Source organism: uncultured Cloacibacillus sp. (assembly GCF_963926575.1).
GTDB classification, from domain to species: Bacteria; Synergistota; Synergistia; order Synergistales; family Synergistaceae; genus Caccocola; species Caccocola faecigallinarum.
The window spans coordinates 131,374-147,614 of record NZ_CAWUXW010000003.1 but is presented as its reverse complement, the minus strand read 5'-3'; the positions used below and the strand labels follow the sequence as shown (position 1 = coordinate 147,614).

General features: G+C 59.4%; 16 protein-coding genes. 3 read left to right on the top strand and 13 right to left on the bottom strand.

Annotation, left to right across the window (positions count from 1 at the left end; genetic code table 11):
* Positions 1-23: 23 nt before the first annotated feature.
* The 6 genes from ABGT66_RS05745 to ABGT66_RS05720 form a co-directional block, all read right to left on the bottom strand.
* Positions 24-1,241, bottom strand: coding sequence for a type II secretion system F family protein (locus ABGT66_RS05745; protein ID WP_346689420.1), 1,218 nt, complete (start codon positions 1,239-1,241; stop codon positions 24-26).
* 141 nt (positions 1,242-1,382) lie between these two features.
* On the bottom strand, positions 1,383-3,020 hold the full coding sequence (gene groL, locus ABGT66_RS05740; RefSeq protein ID WP_294194010.1) for a chaperonin GroEL: 1,638 nt from the start codon (positions 3,018-3,020) through the stop codon (positions 1,383-1,385).
* A 22-nt stretch (positions 3,021-3,042) separates the two neighbouring features.
* Positions 3,043-3,333, bottom strand: coding sequence for a co-chaperone GroES (gene groES / locus ABGT66_RS05735; protein ID WP_294194011.1), 291 nt, complete (start codon positions 3,331-3,333; stop codon positions 3,043-3,045).
* 307 nt (positions 3,334-3,640) lie between these two features.
* Positions 3,641-4,873: a cytosine deaminase gene (codA, locus tag ABGT66_RS05730; protein ID WP_346689419.1), complete on the bottom strand. Its 1,233-nt coding sequence runs from the start codon at positions 4,871-4,873 to the stop codon at positions 3,641-3,643.
* A 26-nt stretch (positions 4,874-4,899) separates the two neighbouring features.
* Entirely contained in the window at positions 4,900-6,141 is a 1,242-nt protein-coding gene (gene codB / locus ABGT66_RS05725; RefSeq protein WP_346689417.1) for a cytosine permease, read from the bottom strand.
* 231 nt (positions 6,142-6,372) lie between these two features.
* Positions 6,373-6,759: a helix-turn-helix domain-containing protein gene (locus ABGT66_RS05720; protein WP_346689416.1), complete on the bottom strand. Its 387-nt coding sequence runs from the start codon at positions 6,757-6,759 to the stop codon at positions 6,373-6,375.
* Positions 6,760-6,926: 167 nt separating this feature from the next.
* Between ABGT66_RS05720 and ABGT66_RS05715 the strand changes: the two genes are divergently transcribed.
* Positions 6,927-7,325, top strand: a complete 399-nt coding sequence (locus ABGT66_RS05715; protein WP_294194014.1) for a pyridoxamine 5'-phosphate oxidase family protein — start codon at positions 6,927-6,929, stop codon at positions 7,323-7,325.
* 136 nt (positions 7,326-7,461) lie between these two features.
* A complete protein-coding gene (locus ABGT66_RS05710; protein ID WP_346689414.1) occupies positions 7,462-8,187 on the top strand; it encodes a DUF4241 domain-containing protein in 726 nt (241 codons plus the stop codon).
* A gap of 82 nt (positions 8,188-8,269) precedes the next feature.
* Here ABGT66_RS05710 and ABGT66_RS05705 read toward each other — a convergent pair whose 3' ends face one another.
* From ABGT66_RS05705 to ABGT66_RS05685, 5 genes are all read right to left on the bottom strand, one after another.
* On the bottom strand, positions 8,270-8,515 hold the full coding sequence (locus ABGT66_RS05705) for a (2Fe-2S) ferredoxin domain-containing protein (protein WP_294194016.1): 246 nt from the start codon (positions 8,513-8,515) through the stop codon (positions 8,270-8,272).
* Positions 8,516-10,216, bottom strand: a complete 1,701-nt coding sequence (locus tag ABGT66_RS05700) for a [FeFe] hydrogenase, group A (RefSeq protein WP_346689412.1) — start codon at positions 10,214-10,216, stop codon at positions 8,516-8,518.
* Positions 10,217-10,220: 4 nt separating this feature from the next.
* Positions 10,221-12,098 (bottom strand): NADH-quinone oxidoreductase subunit NuoF, encoded by a 1,878-nt coding sequence (locus tag ABGT66_RS05695; protein WP_346689410.1) that lies wholly within the window; start codon positions 12,096-12,098, stop codon positions 10,221-10,223.
* Between the two features lies 1 nt (position 12,099).
* The gene (locus ABGT66_RS05690; protein WP_294194019.1) at positions 12,100-12,579 is read right to left on the bottom strand and encodes an NAD(P)H-dependent oxidoreductase subunit E; all 480 of its coding nucleotides are present in this window, start codon (positions 12,577-12,579) and stop codon (positions 12,100-12,102) included.
* Between the two features lie 105 nt (positions 12,580-12,684).
* The gene (locus ABGT66_RS05685; RefSeq protein WP_346689408.1) at positions 12,685-13,341 is read right to left on the bottom strand and encodes a redox-sensing transcriptional repressor Rex; all 657 of its coding nucleotides are present in this window, start codon (positions 13,339-13,341) and stop codon (positions 12,685-12,687) included.
* Between the two features lie 288 nt (positions 13,342-13,629).
* On the opposite strand from ABGT66_RS05685, the gene ABGT66_RS05680 reads away from it, so the two are divergent.
* The gene (locus tag ABGT66_RS05680; RefSeq protein ID WP_346689406.1) at positions 13,630-14,190 is read left to right on the top strand and encodes a sigma-70 family RNA polymerase sigma factor; all 561 of its coding nucleotides are present in this window, start codon (positions 13,630-13,632) and stop codon (positions 14,188-14,190) included.
* Between the two features lie 144 nt (positions 14,191-14,334).
* Here ABGT66_RS05680 and ABGT66_RS05675 read toward each other — a convergent pair whose 3' ends face one another.
* The gene (locus tag ABGT66_RS05675) at positions 14,335-15,243 is read right to left on the bottom strand and encodes an IS3 family transposase (RefSeq protein ID WP_346690448.1); all 909 of its coding nucleotides are present in this window, start codon (positions 15,241-15,243) and stop codon (positions 14,335-14,337) included.
* A gap of 131 nt (positions 15,244-15,374) precedes the next feature.
* Positions 15,375-16,220, bottom strand: a complete 846-nt coding sequence (locus ABGT66_RS05670; protein WP_346690447.1) for an IS3 family transposase — start codon at positions 16,218-16,220, stop codon at positions 15,375-15,377.
* Between the last annotated feature and the right edge of the window lie 21 nt (positions 16,221-16,241).

Here is a 16,241-nt window from a genome sequence, read left to right as displayed (position 1 = left end):
AAGAATTCACGCGCGCGCGGAATTTATATGAACGAGTTTATCGCGGAGACGACGGGCATGAATACCGCGACGGCCATGACGCCGACCGCAGCGCCGACTATCACGACCATGACGGGCTCGAGTATCGAGCTGAGCCGTCTGACCTTCTCCGAGAGCTCGGACTCGTACCAGCCGGCTATTTTTTCAAACATCTCCGCGGAGCGCCCAGTCTCCTCGCCGACGGCCGCCATCTGCACGATCATACGCGGGAATACGGGGCAGCCGCCGAGCGCGGCGCTGAGCCCCTTCCCCGCCGCCGCGCCGTCGCGCGCCGATTCGAAGGCGGCGCGTATTTTTTCGTTGCCTGCCGCGGAGGCGGCGAGGCGCAGCGAGGCGAGCACGGGCAGCCCTGCGCGCAGCAACGCAGCCATCGTGCCGAAAGAGCGCGAGAGCGAGGCTTTGAGCAGCATGTCGCCGAATACAGGAATTTTCAGCATGGCGCCGTCGATGTGCGGGCGTAGCCGCGCGCTGCGCAGCGCGAGCTTCACGGCGAGCGCGAGCGCAAAGATAAGGAAGAGAAGCGCAGGCCAGCGCGATTCCATCCACGCGCCGGCGCGGAATACGGCGCGCGTCAGCGGCGGCAGCTCGACGCCGAGGCCGCGGAAGGCGCGCTCGAACTGCGGGATTACGACGGCGGTCATGACGCAGAGCGAGAAGAGCGCGACGGAGGCGACGAGCGCGGGATAGGTCAGCGCGGAGATTATTTTTCTGCGCAGCTCTTCGCGCGCTTCGAGGAACGAGGCTATCTTCGCGAGGCTCGCGTCGAGCGTGCCGGATTCTTCACCGGCGCGGACGAGCGCGGCGACGACTGCGCCAAAGCATTCTGGGTGCTCAGCGAAGGCCGAGGCGAGCGGAGAGCCCGCGACTACGCGCACGTATATGTCAGATATGACGGCTTCGAAGCGGCGGCTTCTTTTCTGTTCAGATAGGATTTTCAGCGACGCGGCGGCGGGGACGCCCGCTTCGGTCATCGTCGCGAGCTCGCGGAAGAATAGCGCCTTTTCCGCAAGCTTCACGCGGCGCGCAAAGAGCGCGGAAAATGAAATTTTCGCCGCGCCGCGTTTTTCGCCCGCGGGAGTAATTTCGATTGGCGTCAGCCCTTTTTCGCGCAGCTGCGACGCGGCGGTGCGTTCGTCCGCGGCCTCTATTTCCCCGCGCGCGCTCTCGCCGCCGCGCGTCTTCGCCTCGTAGCGGAATTTCATCGTCCAGCCCCCTCTCCGCCATGAGGATGACGCGGAACGGCGAAAAAGTCAACGGCGCGCCGACACGAAAAAACGGCGCGGAAGCCGTTCAGCCTCCGCGCCGTTTTATTTTGGCGCTTGTTATAGATTCGCAGCCCGGACTTAGTAGTCCATGCCGCCCATTCCGCCCATGCCGCCGGCCATGTCGCCCATGGTCTCCTTCTTCTCGGGCTTGTCCGCGACCACCGCGTCGGTGGTGAGGATCATGGCCGCGATCGAGGAAGCGTTCTGGAGAGCGGAGCGCGTTACCTTGACAGGGTCGATGATTCCGGCTTCGATCATATCGACGTACTCGCCGGTCGTCGCGTCGAGGCCCTGGCCTTCTTTGAGGGTCTTGACCTTCTCGATGATGACGTCGCCCTGCATGCCGCTGTTCTGAGCGATGAGGTAGAGCGGCTCGGTCATCGACTTGCGGATGATCTGGGCTCCGGTCTTCACGTCGCCTTCGAGTTTCGCTATCTCGGCGTCGAGGGCCTTCACGCAGCCGACGAGCGCTACGCCGCCGCCGGGGACGATGCCTTCTTCAACTGCCGCGCGGGTCGAGTTGAGGGCGTCTTCTATGCGGAGCTTGAGTTCCTTCTGCTCGGTCTCGGTGGCCGCGCCGACCTGGATGACCGCTACGCCGCCGACGAGCTTCGCAAGGCGCTCCTGGAGCTTCTCCTTGTCGTACTCGGAGGTGGAGTCGGCGTGCTCTTTCTTAATCTGAGCAGCGCGGTCCTTGATGGCCTGCGGGTCGCCGCCGCCTTCGACTATCGTCGTGGCTTCCTTGCTGACCTTGATCTTCTTCGCGTGGCCGAGGTCCGCTACGTCGGCGCTGTCGAGCTTGCGGCCGACTTCTTCGCTGATGACGGTCGCGCCGGTGACGATGGCTATATCCTGGAGCATAGCCTTTCTGCGGTCGCCGAAGCCCGGGGCCTTGACGGCTACGACCTGGAGTATGCCGCGGAGCTTGTTGACGACGAGCGTCGCGAGGGCTTCGCCTTCGACGTCTTCGGCGATGATGAGGAGCGGCTTCGCGAGCTGCACGCTCTTCTCGAGTATCGGGAGCATGTCCTTAACGTTGGAGATTTTGCCGTCTACGATAAGGATGTTCGCGTCGTCGAGGACCGCTTCCATGCGGTCGGGGTTGGTGATCATGTAGGGGCTGAGGTAGCCTTTGTCGAACTGGAGGCCTTCGACGGTCTCGAGCGTCGTGCCGAGGCTCTTGCTGTCCTCAACGGTGATGACGCCTTCCTCGCCGACCTTCTCCATAGCCTCGGCGAGGAGCTCGCCGACCTTCTTGTCGTTGGCGGAGATGGAAGCTACCTGGGCGATCTTCTTGTGCTCTTTGACGGGCACGGCCTGCTTCTTGAGTTCGTCGACTACGATTTCGGTCGCGAGCTCCATCCCCTTGCGGAGCTGCATGCCGTTCGCGCCGGCGGCTACGTTCTTCGTTCCCTCGCGGATCATCGCACGGGCGAGGACGGTAGCGGTCGTGGTTCCGTCTCCCGCGACGTCGTTGGTCTTGGAAGCAACTTCCTTGATGAGCTGCGCGCCCATGTTCTCGAACGGATCTTCGAGCTCGATTTCCTTCGCGATGGTCACGCCGTCGTTGGTGATGGTCGGCGATCCGAATTTCTTCTCGAGTACGACGTTGCGGCCCTTCGGTCCGAGGGTGATGCCGACGGTGTCCGCGACTTTATTGATTCCGCGCTCCATAGCGCGGCGAGCTTCTTCTTTGAAAAGCAGAACCTTTGCCATAATAATCTATTCCTCCAATTCCTTACTTCTCTATGATAGCGAGAACGTCTCTCTCTCCGATGACGAGGTAGGTCTCGTCGTCGACCTTGACTTCGGTGCCGGAGTACTTGCTGTAGATGACCTTGTCGCCGACCTTGACTTCCATCGGCTGGCGCGTGCCGTTCTCGAGCACCTTGCCCTGGCCTACCGCGACGACTTCGCCCTCGACGGGCTTCTCTTTCACTGTATCGGGAAGGACGAGTCCGCCCTTCGTCTTTTCCTCATTCGGAGCCGCCTTAACTACGAGTCTGTCTCCAAGCGGTTTAAGTTTCATAGGAAAATCCCCTCCTGCAAAATTTGCTTGATTTGTATTAGCACTCGCACTCATTGAGTGCTAATTTTCTTTACAGCTGAAATTGTAATGAGCGGTGCCGCTTTTCTCAAATCAGGTTATTTCCAAATATTTTCTGTTTTATGGTGTTTTGCGAAGTTTTCGCGCTTATCCGCGCTTTTACATAAACGGTTTGACTTTATTAAATCTTTCAGTCGTGAAGGGCGCTCGCGCCGTTCGGAGTGCGGAATGCACAAAAAACGGCCGCGCCGTGAAATTTCCGGCGCGGCCGCAAAGCTTCGTTTTTCTGTTAGAAGTGTATCTCTCTCTTGGCGGGCTCGGCGGAGGCGATGAGGCGGCCCTTGTTGTAGGAGCGCAGCACCTCGCCCTTGCGGTTGAGCGCGTTGTAGAAGTTGTCGCCGTCGAGGATTATGAAGCTCGCGTCGTTGCCCTCGGCGATGCCGTAGCCCGTGAGGTGCAGCGTCTTCGCGGCGTTGTAGGTGCAGAGGCGGTAGGAGTCCATTATCTCCTGGTAGCCCATCATCTGGCAGACGTGGAGCCCCATGAAGATGACGTCGCGCATGTTGCCCGTTCCGAGCGGATACCACGGGTCGAAGATGTCGTCGTGGCCGAACGAGACGTTGTTGCCGTTCGCGAGCAGTTCCTTGACGCGCGTCACGCCGCGGCGGCGCGGGTAGGTGTCGAAGCGTCCCTGGAGGTGCGTGTTGACGAGCGGGTTGCAGACGAAGTTGATGTCGCTCATGCGGAGCAGGCGGAAGAGCTTGCCGCAGTAGGCGTTGTTGTAGCTGTGCATCGCCGTCGTGTGGCTCGCCGTCACCATGTCCTTCATGCCGCTCTCAAGGGCGCGCGCGGCGAGGACCTCGAGCCCCTTCGACTGTTCGTCGTCTATCTCGTCGCAGTGGACGTCGACGAGCTTGCCGTACTTCTCCGCTATCTTCATGCAGTAGTTGACGGACTCGACGGCGTACTCGCGCGTGAACTCGAAGTGCGGAATCGCGCCGACGCAGTCAGCGCCCATCTTGACGGAATCTTCGAGGAGCTGCTCGCCGTTCGGGTAGCTCATGATGCCCTCCTGCGGGAAGGCGACTATCTGGATGTTGACGAAGTCCTTGAGCTCCTCGCGCAGCTCTATCATCGCCTCCATCGCGACGAGCGTCGGGTCTGTGACGTCGACGTGCGTGCGGACGTGCTGGACGCCGTTCGCGGCCTGCATGCGCACGGCGCGGCGGACGCGCTCCTTGACGTCCTCCTTCGAGAGCTTTTCCTTGCGCTTGCTCCAGCACTCGATGCCCTCGAAGAGCGTGCCGGAAAGGTTCCATACGGGGTCGCCGGCCGTGAGGCAGGTGTCGAGGTGGACGTGGCTCTCGATGAAGGGCGGTATCGCGAGCTTGCCCGCGCCGTCGACGACCTCTTCGCCTTCGCGCGGCGTCAGGTTCTGCGCGATTTCCTCAAACTTGCCGTCCGTTACGCGGATGTCCTTCGCTTCCGTTGAGTTTTCGATGAAGATATTTTTTACGAGCATTGCGGAACAGTCCTTTCCTGAAATTTTTAGCCGCGCTTCCCGCAGAGGCGGTCGGCGATTACGAAGACGACCGCGGCGACGAAGAGCGAGTTGACGGGTTTGATGCCGGCGGTGACGAAGACGCCTACGAGCGAACCGGCGACGACCGCGAGTATCGCGGGCATGTTGACCGCGCGGATTTCGGCCTTCGCATTCTCCTCATACTCGTCGCGGTGCATGAAGTAGTGCAGGATGAGCACCGCGCCGACGGGCGGGATCATGCCGGAGAGCAGGTTCAGCATGCCGACGAAGTTGTAGTAGAGCCATACCGCGAGGCCCGTGCCTATCGCGCCGCTGACGAGGACGAGCGGCTTGTTCGGTATCTTCGTGATGTTCGAGACGCCGAGGCCCGCGGTGTAGAGCGCGTTGTTGTTCGTCGTCCAGATGTTGAGGCCGAGCGTGAGCACCGCGGGAATCGCGAGCCCCTGGAGGATAAGCACGTCGAAGATGTCGGGCACGCCCGTGACCGCGCCGCCGACCGCGCCGAAGATCATCATTATCGAGTTGCCGACGAAGAAGGCGACGACCGTCGCGATTACAGCGATATAGGGCGTTCTTGCGAAGCGCGTGAAGTTCGGCGTCGCGGTGCCGCCCGAGATGAAGGAGCCGACGACTATCGCGATGCCCGCCGCGAGCGTGAGCGGCTTGTCGGGATTCTGCGCGAAGACGTTCATGAAGCCGCCGACCTCGTTGATGCCCCAGTTGACGGAGTAGACGCCGAGCACCGCGATGAGCGGCACGGCGATGCTGCCGAGCACGGCGAGCGCCTTGATGCCGAGGTAGGCCGTGACCGTCATGACGACGCCCGTTATGACGATGAGCGCCCACATCGGGACGGCGTTGTTGATGAGCCCCGCGACCGGAATCGCGAACATCGCGACGCCGACGCCGAACCAGCCTATCTGCGTGAAGCTGATGAGCGCGGAGGGGAGGAACGAGCCCTTGTCGCCGAACGAGCGGTGCGCGAGAAGGTCGAGAGTCAGCCCGGTGCGCTGGCCGATGTAGCCGAGCAGGCCGCAGTAGACGCCGAGGAAAGCGTTGCCGAGCACCATCGCGAAGAAGAATTTCTCAAGATTAAGCCCGATGCCGAGGTTTCCGCCCGCGGTCATGCTGGGCGAGAAGAATGTGAAGCCGACGAGGACGACCATCGCGGCCCAGAGCCCCTGCACCTTCATAGAGGCTGGGACTGCGGAGAGCGACCACTCGCTGTCTTCAACCGTTTTTTTCATTACTTGCTCTCTTGCCATAAAAAGACGCTCCGTTTCTTTGATTTCTAAGCTATGCAACCGATTGTGCAAGCCGAAGGGCATTATACAACGAAACGTGCTTTTTACAAAGGGGGATTAGGTATATTTTTCTCTTTTGTTTCTTTCGCGGAAATTACGGGCAAACCGCGGCGCGCGGCAAAACGTCCTGCCGCGTAAGCTCCCGACTGAGCCGCGCCGCGTAAAACATTGATTTTACCGATTTTCGCTCCGTCCGAAATTTTCCGGACAGCCGCGGCACACCCCGCCGCCGCCTCCGTCGTGATACTCCGCCGACCAGCGGCAGATGCTCTGGAGAATCGGAACTGCGGAGCGCCCCTTGTCCGTCAGCGAATATTCGACGCGCGGCGGTATCTCGTCGTATGAGCGGCGCAGCGCCATGCCGCCGTCGAGTAGCTCCTTGAGCGCCGCGGAGAGCACGGCATCCGTGATGTTCGCGAGCTCCGCGCGCAGCTCGCCGTAGCGCAGCGTCTTTTTCTGCGCGAGCACGCATATTATGCGTGACTTCCATTTTCCGCCGAAAAGCTCCAGCCCGTACTCGAGCGGACAGCGTACCTCCTTCTCCGTCTTTCTCCTGTACATCGCGCGCATCGCCCCTTTCGCCCTGATTATACGCCGCGTCGCGCGCTTTATGCGAGCTGCTATGAAAATAATAAGCGGCTATTAAATTTCTTTATATCTTTAATTTCGTAAGCCGCGCGCTATACTTGAATCAAGCCAAGAAACACAGCCGTTAAGGAGGAATTGACATGATGGATGAAAAAATAGTGAATCTGCTCAAAAACCAGCTCTGGTATCTCGCGACCTGCGACGGCGGCGAGCCGAACGCCGTGCCTGTGGGCTTCAAGAAGGTCGCGGACGACGGGACGCTGCTCATAGGCGACGTATTTTTCAAGGTTACGCTGAAGAACCTGCTCGCGAACGCGAACGTCTCTATCTCCGCCTGCGACGCCGCGTCGGGCGAAGGCTATCAGGTCAAGGGCACGGCGGAATATTTCACGGACGGCCCAATCTTTGAAGAGATAAAGGCGCTCGGCGAAGAGCTCTTCCACGGCAAGCTCGCGCCAAAGGGCGCAGTGCGCGTCACGCCGCGCAAGGCGATCGTCACGACGCCCGGCCCCGACAACAACAAGGTGACGGAGTACTAAGCTCCGCGCGCTCTCGCAAAACACAGAACGGCCCGAAGGACGGCGAATCCTTTGGGCCGTTTTCGCATCCTGCGGCGCGTGCTATATTAGGCGTGAAATTTATCCGCGCGCGGACGCGGGAGACGGAGGGCTGACGATGGCGGACAAAACAGAAAAATCTCCGCTTCAGGCGGCGTTTGAGAAGAATCTTAAATTTTTGAATCAGGAGAGCTATCCCGAGGATTTCTTCCGCGGCCTCTTCGGCGGAAAACTTACGACCGTCGCGGCGGGCGCGGTGGATTTTCCGACGGGGCGCGTCGTTCTCGCAGACCCGCTCTATTATCTCGGCACGAAGTACGAGACGCGGCTCGACCGCACCATACCGGCGGGCAGCTATGACGTGGAGCTTGCTGTTCTGCGCTCGCCCGTCGCGGGAATCCGCGTCGCGGCGGCGCGGCTCGTAATAAGCTCCGCGCCCGTCGTGAGCCGCGAGATAGCGATGCCGGAGGGACGCAGGCGCGAGGAGCTCGGGCAGCCCGGCGTATGGACGTTCTTCGGCGTGGACGCCGGGCTCGCCTGTTTTGCAGACGCGCGCACGGCGGAGGAATACCGCGCATTCGCGGAGCAATGGCAGGAAGAGAACCCGGAGGGCAATATTTACGAGGGTTACTTCGCGCGCCTCTTCGCGGAGAGCGCCGCGGCGCGTCCCTGCGTTCAGAGCGAGTACGGAGATTTCATCGCGTGGCGCGTGCCGGGAGGAAGCAGGCTGACGATGTTCACGAGCGGCCTCGGCGACGGCATATACAGCGGTTACTGGGGGCTCGGCGCGGACGGAAACGCCGCCGAGCTCGTCATACCTTTCATGAATCCAGAATTTTTCTAGGACTTCGCAGAGATTCCGCGCATACGAAAGCGCCGCCGCAATTTACGCGGCGGCGCTGATTTGTATATTTTCGCCTAAATTCTTACTTAACGAGCGGCATTACCGTCTCTTCGAAGAATTTGTGCGCGGTCTCGGGCGCTACGCTGTAGATTTTGCCGTCGATTTCGACCGAGACTCCGTGCTCGCAGTTGCCGAGGCAGAAAGAGCCCGTGAGGTTTATCCTATCGTGCAGTCCGCGCGCCTCTATCTCGTGCTGGAAGTACTGGAGCACGTTGTAGGCCCCTTTCAGGTAGCACGACGTTCCGTTGCAGATTTTTATGGAGACCATTTACTCCGCCTCCTTCGCGCCGTAATGGACGTGGAGCAGCTCGTGTACCTTGCCCTTGAGCAGGCCGTTGTAGAGCGAAATCATCAGCGGGTTCTCCTCGGAGCGCTTGATGCTCGACATTCTGTCGGCCGAGTAGAGGCCCTTGCCGCGCAGCTCCTTTTCATCGCGCAGCGCGAAGGGCTGGCCCGCGCCGCAGACGCAGCCGCCGGGGCAGGCCATGACCTCGACGAAGTCGTAGTGCTCGCCGACCTTGATTCTCTCGATTATTTTGCGCGCGTTGCCGAGGCCGCTGACGACGGCTATTTTCAGCGTGCGATCGCCGTAGGCCACCTCGGCCTCCTTGACGCCCTCGTCGCCGCGGACGCCCTTGAAGGCTATCGCGCGCAGGGCCGCGGGCGATTTATCGGAGGTTATACGGCGCAGCACCGCTTCCGTGACGCCGCCCGTGACGCCGAAGATGACGCCCGCGCCGCTCATCGTGCCGAATGGCATGTCGACGGCCTCGGGCTCGAGCTCGTCGAATACGATGCCCGATTCCTTTATCATCTGTATGAGCTCCTGCGTCGTTATGACGAAGTCCGTGTCGGGGCCGGCCTCGCTGCGGAATTCCTCGCGCGCAGCCTCGGCCTTCTTCGCGGTGCAGGGCATGACGGCGACGTGGTAGTGCTTGCGCGGCGAATGCTTGTGGTTCTCCTTTATGACGGAGGCGAACATCTGCATCGGCGAGCGGCAGGTCGAAAGGTAGGGCACGACCTCGGGCATGTTCTTCTCGCAGAAGTTCACCCACGCGGGGCAGCAGGAGGTGAAGAGCGGCATTTCGTCCGTTCCGCCGTTCGCAAGTTTCTCGAGGAACTCGGCGGACTCTTCGAGCACCGTGAGGTCGGCTCCCGTAGAGGTGTCGAAGACCTCGTTGAAGCCCATGCGGCGCAGCGCCGCGACTATGCGGCCCATCGCGTTCTCGCCGCCGCCTATGCCGAACTCTTCGCCTATCGCGACGCGCACGGCCGGCGCTATCTGGACGGAGACACGCGCCTTCTTGTCGTCGAGCGCTTTCCAGACCTTCGCTGTGTCGTTCTTGACGACTATCGCTCCGGTCGGGCAGACTGCGGCGCACTGGCCGCAACCGACGCAGTTGCTTTCGGCGATCGGTATGTCGAAGACGGTGCTTATCGTCATCTTCGAGCCGCGGCGCGCGAAGTCTATCGCGCCGACGCTCTGTATTTCATTGCACATTCTGACGCAGTCGCCGCAGAGGATGCACTTGTTGTGGTCGCGCGATATGCAGAGCGACGAGTCGTCGCGACGCGGCTCGGCCGCGCCGTTCGGGAAGCGCACGCCCTCGATGTTGAAGCGCATCGCGAGGTCCTGAAGCTTGCATTTGCCGTTGTTGTGGCAGGTGGTGCAGTCGCGGCAGTGGTCGGCGAGCAGCAGCTCGAGTATCATCTTGCGGTATTTGCGCAGCCGCTCCGTGTTCGTCCATATCTCCATGCCCTCCTTCGGCGGCGTGGAGCAGGCGGCGTCGAGGCCGCCCCATTTGTTCTCGACCATGCACATGCGGCATGCGCCGTAAATCGACAATTCCGAGTAGTAGCAGAAGGTCGGGAGCTGGATGCCCGCCTTGCGTATGACTTCGAGGACGTTTTTCTCTCCCGCTATCTCGACGGGGATTCCGTCTATCGTCATATATTTTTTCTGTTCCATCGGGCTATCCCTCCTTCACCGCGTGGAACGGGCAGGCCGTCACGCAGGCTCCGCATTTGATACATTTGTCCCTGTCTATGACGAAGGGCTTCTTTATCTCTCCGCTGATCGCGCCGACGAGGCATCCGCGCGCGCACTTCGAGCAGCCCTTGCAGAGCTCGGGGTCTATGCTGAAGCTCTTGAGCTTCGCGCAGGCTCCGACGGGGCAGTATTTTTTGTAGATGTGCGCCTCGTACTCATCGCGGAAGTTCTTTATCGTGCTGACGACGGGCAGGGCCGCGGTCTTGCCGAGGCCGCAGAGCGCCGTGTGCGAAATCATGTCCGCGAGCTCGAGCAGCAGCTCGATGTCGCCGTCGCGGCCTTCGCCCGCGACTATGCGTTCGAGTATCGCGAGCATCTGTTTCGTGCCGCCGCGGCAGGGGACGCACTTTCCGCAGGATTCGTTCTGCGTGAAGTTCATGAAGAAGCGCGCGACCTCGACCATGCAGGTCTTGCTGTCCATGACGACGAGTCCGCCGGAGCCTATCATAGCGCCCGCCGCAGAGAGCGAGTCGAAGTCGAGCGGGAGGTCAAGGTCTTTCTCCGTGAGGCAGCCGCCGGACGGCCCGCCTATCTGGACGGCCTTGAAGTCCGCGCCGCCTCTCATGCCGCCGCCGACCTCGAAGACTATCTCGCGCAGCGTCGTGCCCATCGGCACCTCGATGAGGCCCGTGTTCTCTATGTTGCCGGTCAGAGCGAAGGCCTTCGTGCCGGGGCTTTTTTCGGGGCCGAGCGACTTGTACCACTCGACGCCGTTGTTGATGATGAGCGGGACGTTGGCGAAGGTCTCGACGTTGTTCAGCACCGTCGGGCTGTCGAAGAGCCCGTGCTCGACCGTGCGCGGCGGCTTGACGCGCGGCATTCCGCGCTTGCCTTCAATGGACGCGGTCAGCGCGCTGCCCTCGCCGCAGACGAATGCGCCCGCGCCGCGGTTGATGTGGATGCGGAACGAGAAGCCGCTGCCCAGAATATTATCCCCGAGCAGTCCGAACTCCTCCGCCTGCGCGATAGCCGTGCGCAGGCGCGAGACCGCCATCGGGTACTCGGCGCGCACGTAGATATATCCGTTAGCCGCGCCGCAGGCGAGCCCCGCAATCATCATGCCTTCGAGCATACGGTGCGGGTCGCCCTCCATTATCGAGCGGTCCATGAACGCTCCGGGGTCTCCCTCGTCGCCGTTGCAGACTATATACTTGTTTGCGGCCTTCTGGCGGCGCACCTGGCTCCACTTGCGTCCGGTCGGGAAGCCGCCGCCTCCGCGCCCGCGCAGGTTCGAGTCAGAAATCATCTGCACGATCTCTTCGCCGTCCATGTCGAACAGCGCCGTCTCGAATGCGCGGTAGCCGCCGATGCCGAGATATTCTTTAATTGAAGTCGCGTCGATGTGCCCGCAGTGCTCGAGCACGTGGCGCGTCTGCTTCTTGTAGAACGGGATTTCTTCCTGCTTTTTGAAGACCTCGCCGTGCTTCGCATAGGCGAGGCGCTCTATATGCTCGCCGCCGATGATGGTCTTCTCCACTATCTCTTCGCAGTCGGCGGGCTTCACCTTGACGTAGAGCCAGCCCTGCGGCTCGATGCGGACGAGCGGCCCCATCTCGCAGAAGCCGTGGCATCCGGATTTTTTGAGGCCGACGGAATCGTCGTGCGGCTCCTCCGCAAGCTCGACCTCGACCTTGAGGCCGCGCGCCTCCATAATTTTCTTGAGTTCGTCGTAGATGACGAGAGAGCCGCTCGAAATGCAGCCCGTGCCGGCGCAGATGAGGATTTTCTTCTTTTCCCCGGCGAGGCTCGCCGCGTACTCCTCTCTCAGCTTCCGAAGCTCTTCGCGCGTTTTGATAATCATATTAAAGCTCCTTCCTGAGAGCCGCGACCAGCTCCGCCGCCTTGTCCGGCGTCATCGCGGGATGCACCTCGTCGTTGACCGTGAGCACCGGCGCGAGGCCGCAGGCTCCGAGGCATGAGACCGTCTCAACCGTGAAGCCGAGGTCGTCGGTCGTCACCTTCTTGTCCGTCAGGCCGAGCTCCGCGCGGACCCGCTCGAGAATCGGGATTGAGCCGCGCACGTGGCACGCCGTCCCGTCGCAGACCTTGATGACGAACTTTCCCTTCGGATTAAGGGAAAAATTCTCATAGAAAGTCGCGACGCTGTAAATGCGCGCCTCGGGCATCCCGAGCTTCTTCGAAAGGTAGGGAAAGATCTCGCGCGGCAGATAGCGGTAATGCTCCTGAATCTCCTGGAGTATCGCGATGACCGCCGTCGCCTGCGCGCCGTGCCCTTCGACAATCTTATCGACGAGCGCGTAGTCAAAATTCTCCGTCACCATACACATCCCTCTCTATACGCTTTAATTTGTGGAAGCCCCGCGACCCCCGTAACCCCAATCGCGCGGCATAGGATATTGCGCGCCGGCGGCCTGCGCCGGAGCGGCCTACTCCCCGCGGCTCAGCTGGCTCAGTCTGCCCGACAAAGCCGCGAACGAGGCCGCAAGATTTTCGTTGGTAACAATGACGCCCGGCGGGAGCGTCAGACGGACGGGCGCGAAATTCCATATCGCGCGCACGCCGCCCGCCGTCAGCGCGTCGCAGGCGCTTTGCGCCGCCGCCGCGGGCGCCGTTATTATACCGATATGCACGCCGAGACGCGAGCAGAGCTCCGAAATGCGCGAGGCGTGGAAAATCTCCTTGCCCGCGACCGTCGTGCCTACGACATCGGGCGACGTGTCGAAGCCCGCGATTATCGAAAGGCCGTAGCTGCCGAAGCCGCCGTAAGAAAGCAGCGCGCGCCCGAGATTGCCGACGCCCGCGACGACCGCCTCGTGCGCGTTCTTGCAGCCGAGGAAATCCTCCATATCGTCGATGAGCCCGTCGAGCGCGAAGCCGATGCGCGGATTGCCGTCGACCTTCGAGACCGAGGCGAGATCCTTGCGCACCTGCACCGGATGAAGCCCGAGCTCCCCCGCGAGAAAAGCCGCGGAAACATAAGCGCCGCCATCGGCCTTGATTTTTTTCAGTAATTCGAGATAAACAGGCATACGCTGAAGAGACTGCCTTGAAATGCTGAGAGGTTTAGCTTCCCGCGACGTCATACCCCTTCACTCCCCGTCCTATTATGACCGCCGTTCTATCGATAATTATATATCGATATCAAAAATCTTCAAGAGCGGAGAAGAAAAATCGTGCCGCGACGGAAACGAAAAAAGCACAAGACGCAGGACGGAAGCGGCGACGATTTTTCATCCGCGCTCACGCGCCTGCCGCTTCGTGCGTTTGCCGCCGACGCCATGCTCTCCGCGCTTCCGTAATTTTTCGTTTTTGTAAAACCGCCGCTACTTCCCCACCATTGGAGGCAATTTCATCCAAAGGAGGGGACAGTCATGTCCTTTACGGAAAATCCGCGGAGCGCGCTCTGCTCCGAGGACGTGTGCTGCGGGGCGTGCGGCGTGGAGGCGGAGCTTGAAGCATACGCGCCGCTCGTGCGTTCGGTCGCTTGGCGTTACGCGGGGCGCGGCGCGGAGTTTGAGGATTTGGTGCAGGAAGGATGCCTCGCGCTGCTCGTGCTGATACCGAGGTGCCCGGACAGACGCTGGCTTGCGCGTTACCTCAAAACCAACCTTCCGGGCTACGTGCGCGACGCGGCGGCGAGAATGAGAAAACCGATAACGAACGGAGGCGAGACGATGACGGAGGAGCTTGAAGCGACGCTCGGCAGAGACGAAGAACGCTACGAGGAGACGGAGCTGCGCGAAACGCTGGAGCGCCTGCTCACGCGCGAGGAGCTCGACATAACGCAGGCGCTGGTCGAGGGCTTCACGCAGGCGGAGATAGCGCGCGGCCTCGGCATAACGCAGCAGGCCGTAGCCGCGCGCGTCAAGAAAATCCGCGCGAAGCTGCGCGGCGCGTTCTACGACGAAAACGGCGAAACGCGACGAAGGTGACGCGCAGACGGGACAAACGGAAAAATCAAACTCTTGCAAAAATATGTAACTTGTGTAAAATATCTCTAAATATGCTGCACTAGTCAACAAAAATTGGACATTAGACTTTTCTAATCCTGTACAATAGGGGTATATCTCTTTACTTCACTTCTTCCTCTTAGAATTACCGTTTCCGCTATACGCCTCCCTATACTGTTTCGGCGTCATATATCCCAGCGCATAGGCGGGACGCTCTTCGTTGAAGAATTTTATGTATTCTTCTATTTCCCGTTCTATGCTTTCTTTGCCAGTTACGTGAAAGTCTGTAAACAATTCCGCTTTCAGCCAGCCGTTTATCGCTTCCATCGCAGCGTTGTCCGTAGGAGTTCCCGCTCTGGACATGGAGTGCGCCATATGATTCAGTTTCAATATGTCGTTGTATTTCTTTGAGGCATACACCGCGCCTTGGTCTGTGTGGAGTATCGTCTGCCATTCCGTTTCTTTATCTTTGTTCCTTATCAGTCCTTCCAGCCCGTTTATGTATGTCATCCTGTCCCCGCGTCTTGAAGACAGCGCATGGCTCACTATCTCGTTGTTCCACAGGTCCATGTACAGCGTGAGTTCGTAATACGTCCCTTTGAAGCAGAACGCCGTCATGTCGCTCGCTATGTACTGCATCGGCGCGTATGCGGGAAGGCCGGCGAGAAGCAGGTTCGGAAACAGCCTGTACGGATTGCCTGGTTTTTTATAGCGGTAGTGTTTCGTCCGGCTTTTTATACCGGCAGCCCTGCAGCATTTATAGGCGTACGGATCGGAATGGACTATCCCTGTATCAAGCCTTATTTTCGCGTTGAGCCATCTGTATCCATGCGATGGGTACTTCTTATGGTATTCCATAAAGAGCATTATGTTTCCGGCAAAGTCTCTCGCCCTCTTGGATGGTTCAAAGAGGCTGCGCTCCCAGTTATAGAAGCTGCTTCTGGGGATTCCGGTTACGCGGCATAGGAGGATTACCGGAAAATATTCGGAGAGTTCGAGGATTACTTGGTATTCGAGCTGTCTAAAAGAATATATTCCTTTGTTCGACCATCTCCTTTCACCTCGTAGCCTTTTTTTAATCTTGCTTCAGCCACTTTTGCACTAGTCAACAAAAATTGGACATTAGATTTTTCTAATCCTGTACAATAGGGGTATATCTCTTTACTTCACTTCTTCCTCTTAGAATTACCGTTTCCGCTATACGCCTCCCTATACTGTTTCGGCGTCATATATCCCAGCGCATAGGCGGGACGCTCTTCGTTGAAGAATTTTATGTATTCTTCTATCTCCTGTTCTATGCTTTCTTTGCCAGTTACGTGAAAGTCTGTAAACAATTCCGCTTTCAGCCAGCCGTTTATCGCTTCCATCGCAGCGTTGTCCGTAGGAGTTCCCGCTCTGGACATGGAGTGCGCCATATGATTCAGTTTCAATATGTCGTTGTATTTCTTTGAGGCATACACCGCGCCTTGGTCTGTGTGGAGTATCGTCTGCCATTCCGTTTCTTTATCTCTGGTTTTTATCAGTCCTTCTAAACCGTTTATGTATGTCATCCTGTCTCCGCGTCTTGAAGACAACGCATGGCTCACTATTTCGTTGTTCCACAGGTCCATGTACAGCGTGAGTTCGTAATACGTCCCTTTGAAGCAGAACGCCGTCATGTCGCTCGCTATGTACTGCATCGGCGCGTATGCGGGAAGGCCGGCGAGAAGCAGGTTCGGAAACAGCCTGTACGGATTGCCTGGTTTTTTATAGCGGTAGTGTTTCGTCCGGCTTTTTATACCGGCAGCCCTGCAGCATTTATAGGCGTACGGATCGGAATGGACTATCCCTGTATCAAGCCTTATTTTCGCGTTGAGCCATCTGTATCCGTGCGATGGGTACTTCTTATGATATTCCATAAAGAGCATTATGTTTCCGGCAAAATCCACCGCCCTCTTGGACGGTTCAAAAATGCTGCGCTTCCAGTTATAGAAACTGCTTCTGGGGATTCCGGTTACGCGGCATAGGAGGATTACCGGAAAATATTCGGAGAG

Excerpts from the sequence above, each read along its gene's own strand:
- ABGT66_RS05680 (WP_346689406.1), top strand. The coding sequence starts at position 13,630 with ATGTCCTTTACGGAAAATCCGCGGAGCGCGCTCTGCTCCGAGGACGTG.
- ABGT66_RS05715 (WP_294194014.1), top strand. The coding sequence starts at position 6,927 with ATGATGGATGAAAAAATAGTGAATCTGCTCAAAAACCAGCTCTGGTAT.
- ABGT66_RS05745 (WP_346689420.1), bottom strand. The coding sequence starts at position 1,241 with ATGAAATTCCGCTACGAGGCGAAGACGCGCGGCGGCGAGAGCGCGCGC.
- codB (WP_346689417.1), bottom strand. The coding sequence starts at position 6,141 with ATGAAAAAAACGGTTGAAGACAGCGAGTGGTCGCTCTCCGCAGTCCCA.
- ABGT66_RS05710 (WP_346689414.1), top strand. The coding sequence starts at position 7,462 with ATGGCGGACAAAACAGAAAAATCTCCGCTTCAGGCGGCGTTTGAGAAG.
- ABGT66_RS05705 (WP_294194016.1), bottom strand. The coding sequence starts at position 8,515 with ATGGTCTCCATAAAAATCTGCAACGGAACGTCGTGCTACCTGAAAGGG.
- ABGT66_RS05685 (WP_346689408.1), bottom strand. The coding sequence starts at position 13,341 with ATGACGTCGCGGGAAGCTAAACCTCTCAGCATTTCAAGGCAGTCTCTT.
- groL (WP_294194010.1), bottom strand. The coding sequence starts at position 3,020 with ATGGCAAAGGTTCTGCTTTTCAAAGAAGAAGCTCGCCGCGCTATGGAG.
- ABGT66_RS05720 (WP_346689416.1), bottom strand. The coding sequence starts at position 6,759 with ATGTACAGGAGAAAGACGGAGAAGGAGGTACGCTGTCCGCTCGAGTAC.
- codA (WP_346689419.1), bottom strand. The coding sequence starts at position 4,873 with ATGCTCGTAAAAAATATCTTCATCGAAAACTCAACGGAAGCGAAGGAC.
- groES (WP_294194011.1), bottom strand. The coding sequence starts at position 3,333 with ATGAAACTTAAACCGCTTGGAGACAGACTCGTAGTTAAGGCGGCTCCG.
- ABGT66_RS05690 (WP_294194019.1), bottom strand. The coding sequence starts at position 12,579 with ATGGTGACGGAGAATTTTGACTACGCGCTCGTCGATAAGATTGTCGAA.
- ABGT66_RS05695 (WP_346689410.1), bottom strand. The coding sequence starts at position 12,098 with ATGATTATCAAAACGCGCGAAGAGCTTCGGAAGCTGAGAGAGGAGTAC.
- ABGT66_RS05700 (WP_346689412.1), bottom strand. The coding sequence starts at position 10,216 with ATGGAACAGAAAAAATATATGACGATAGACGGAATCCCCGTCGAGATA.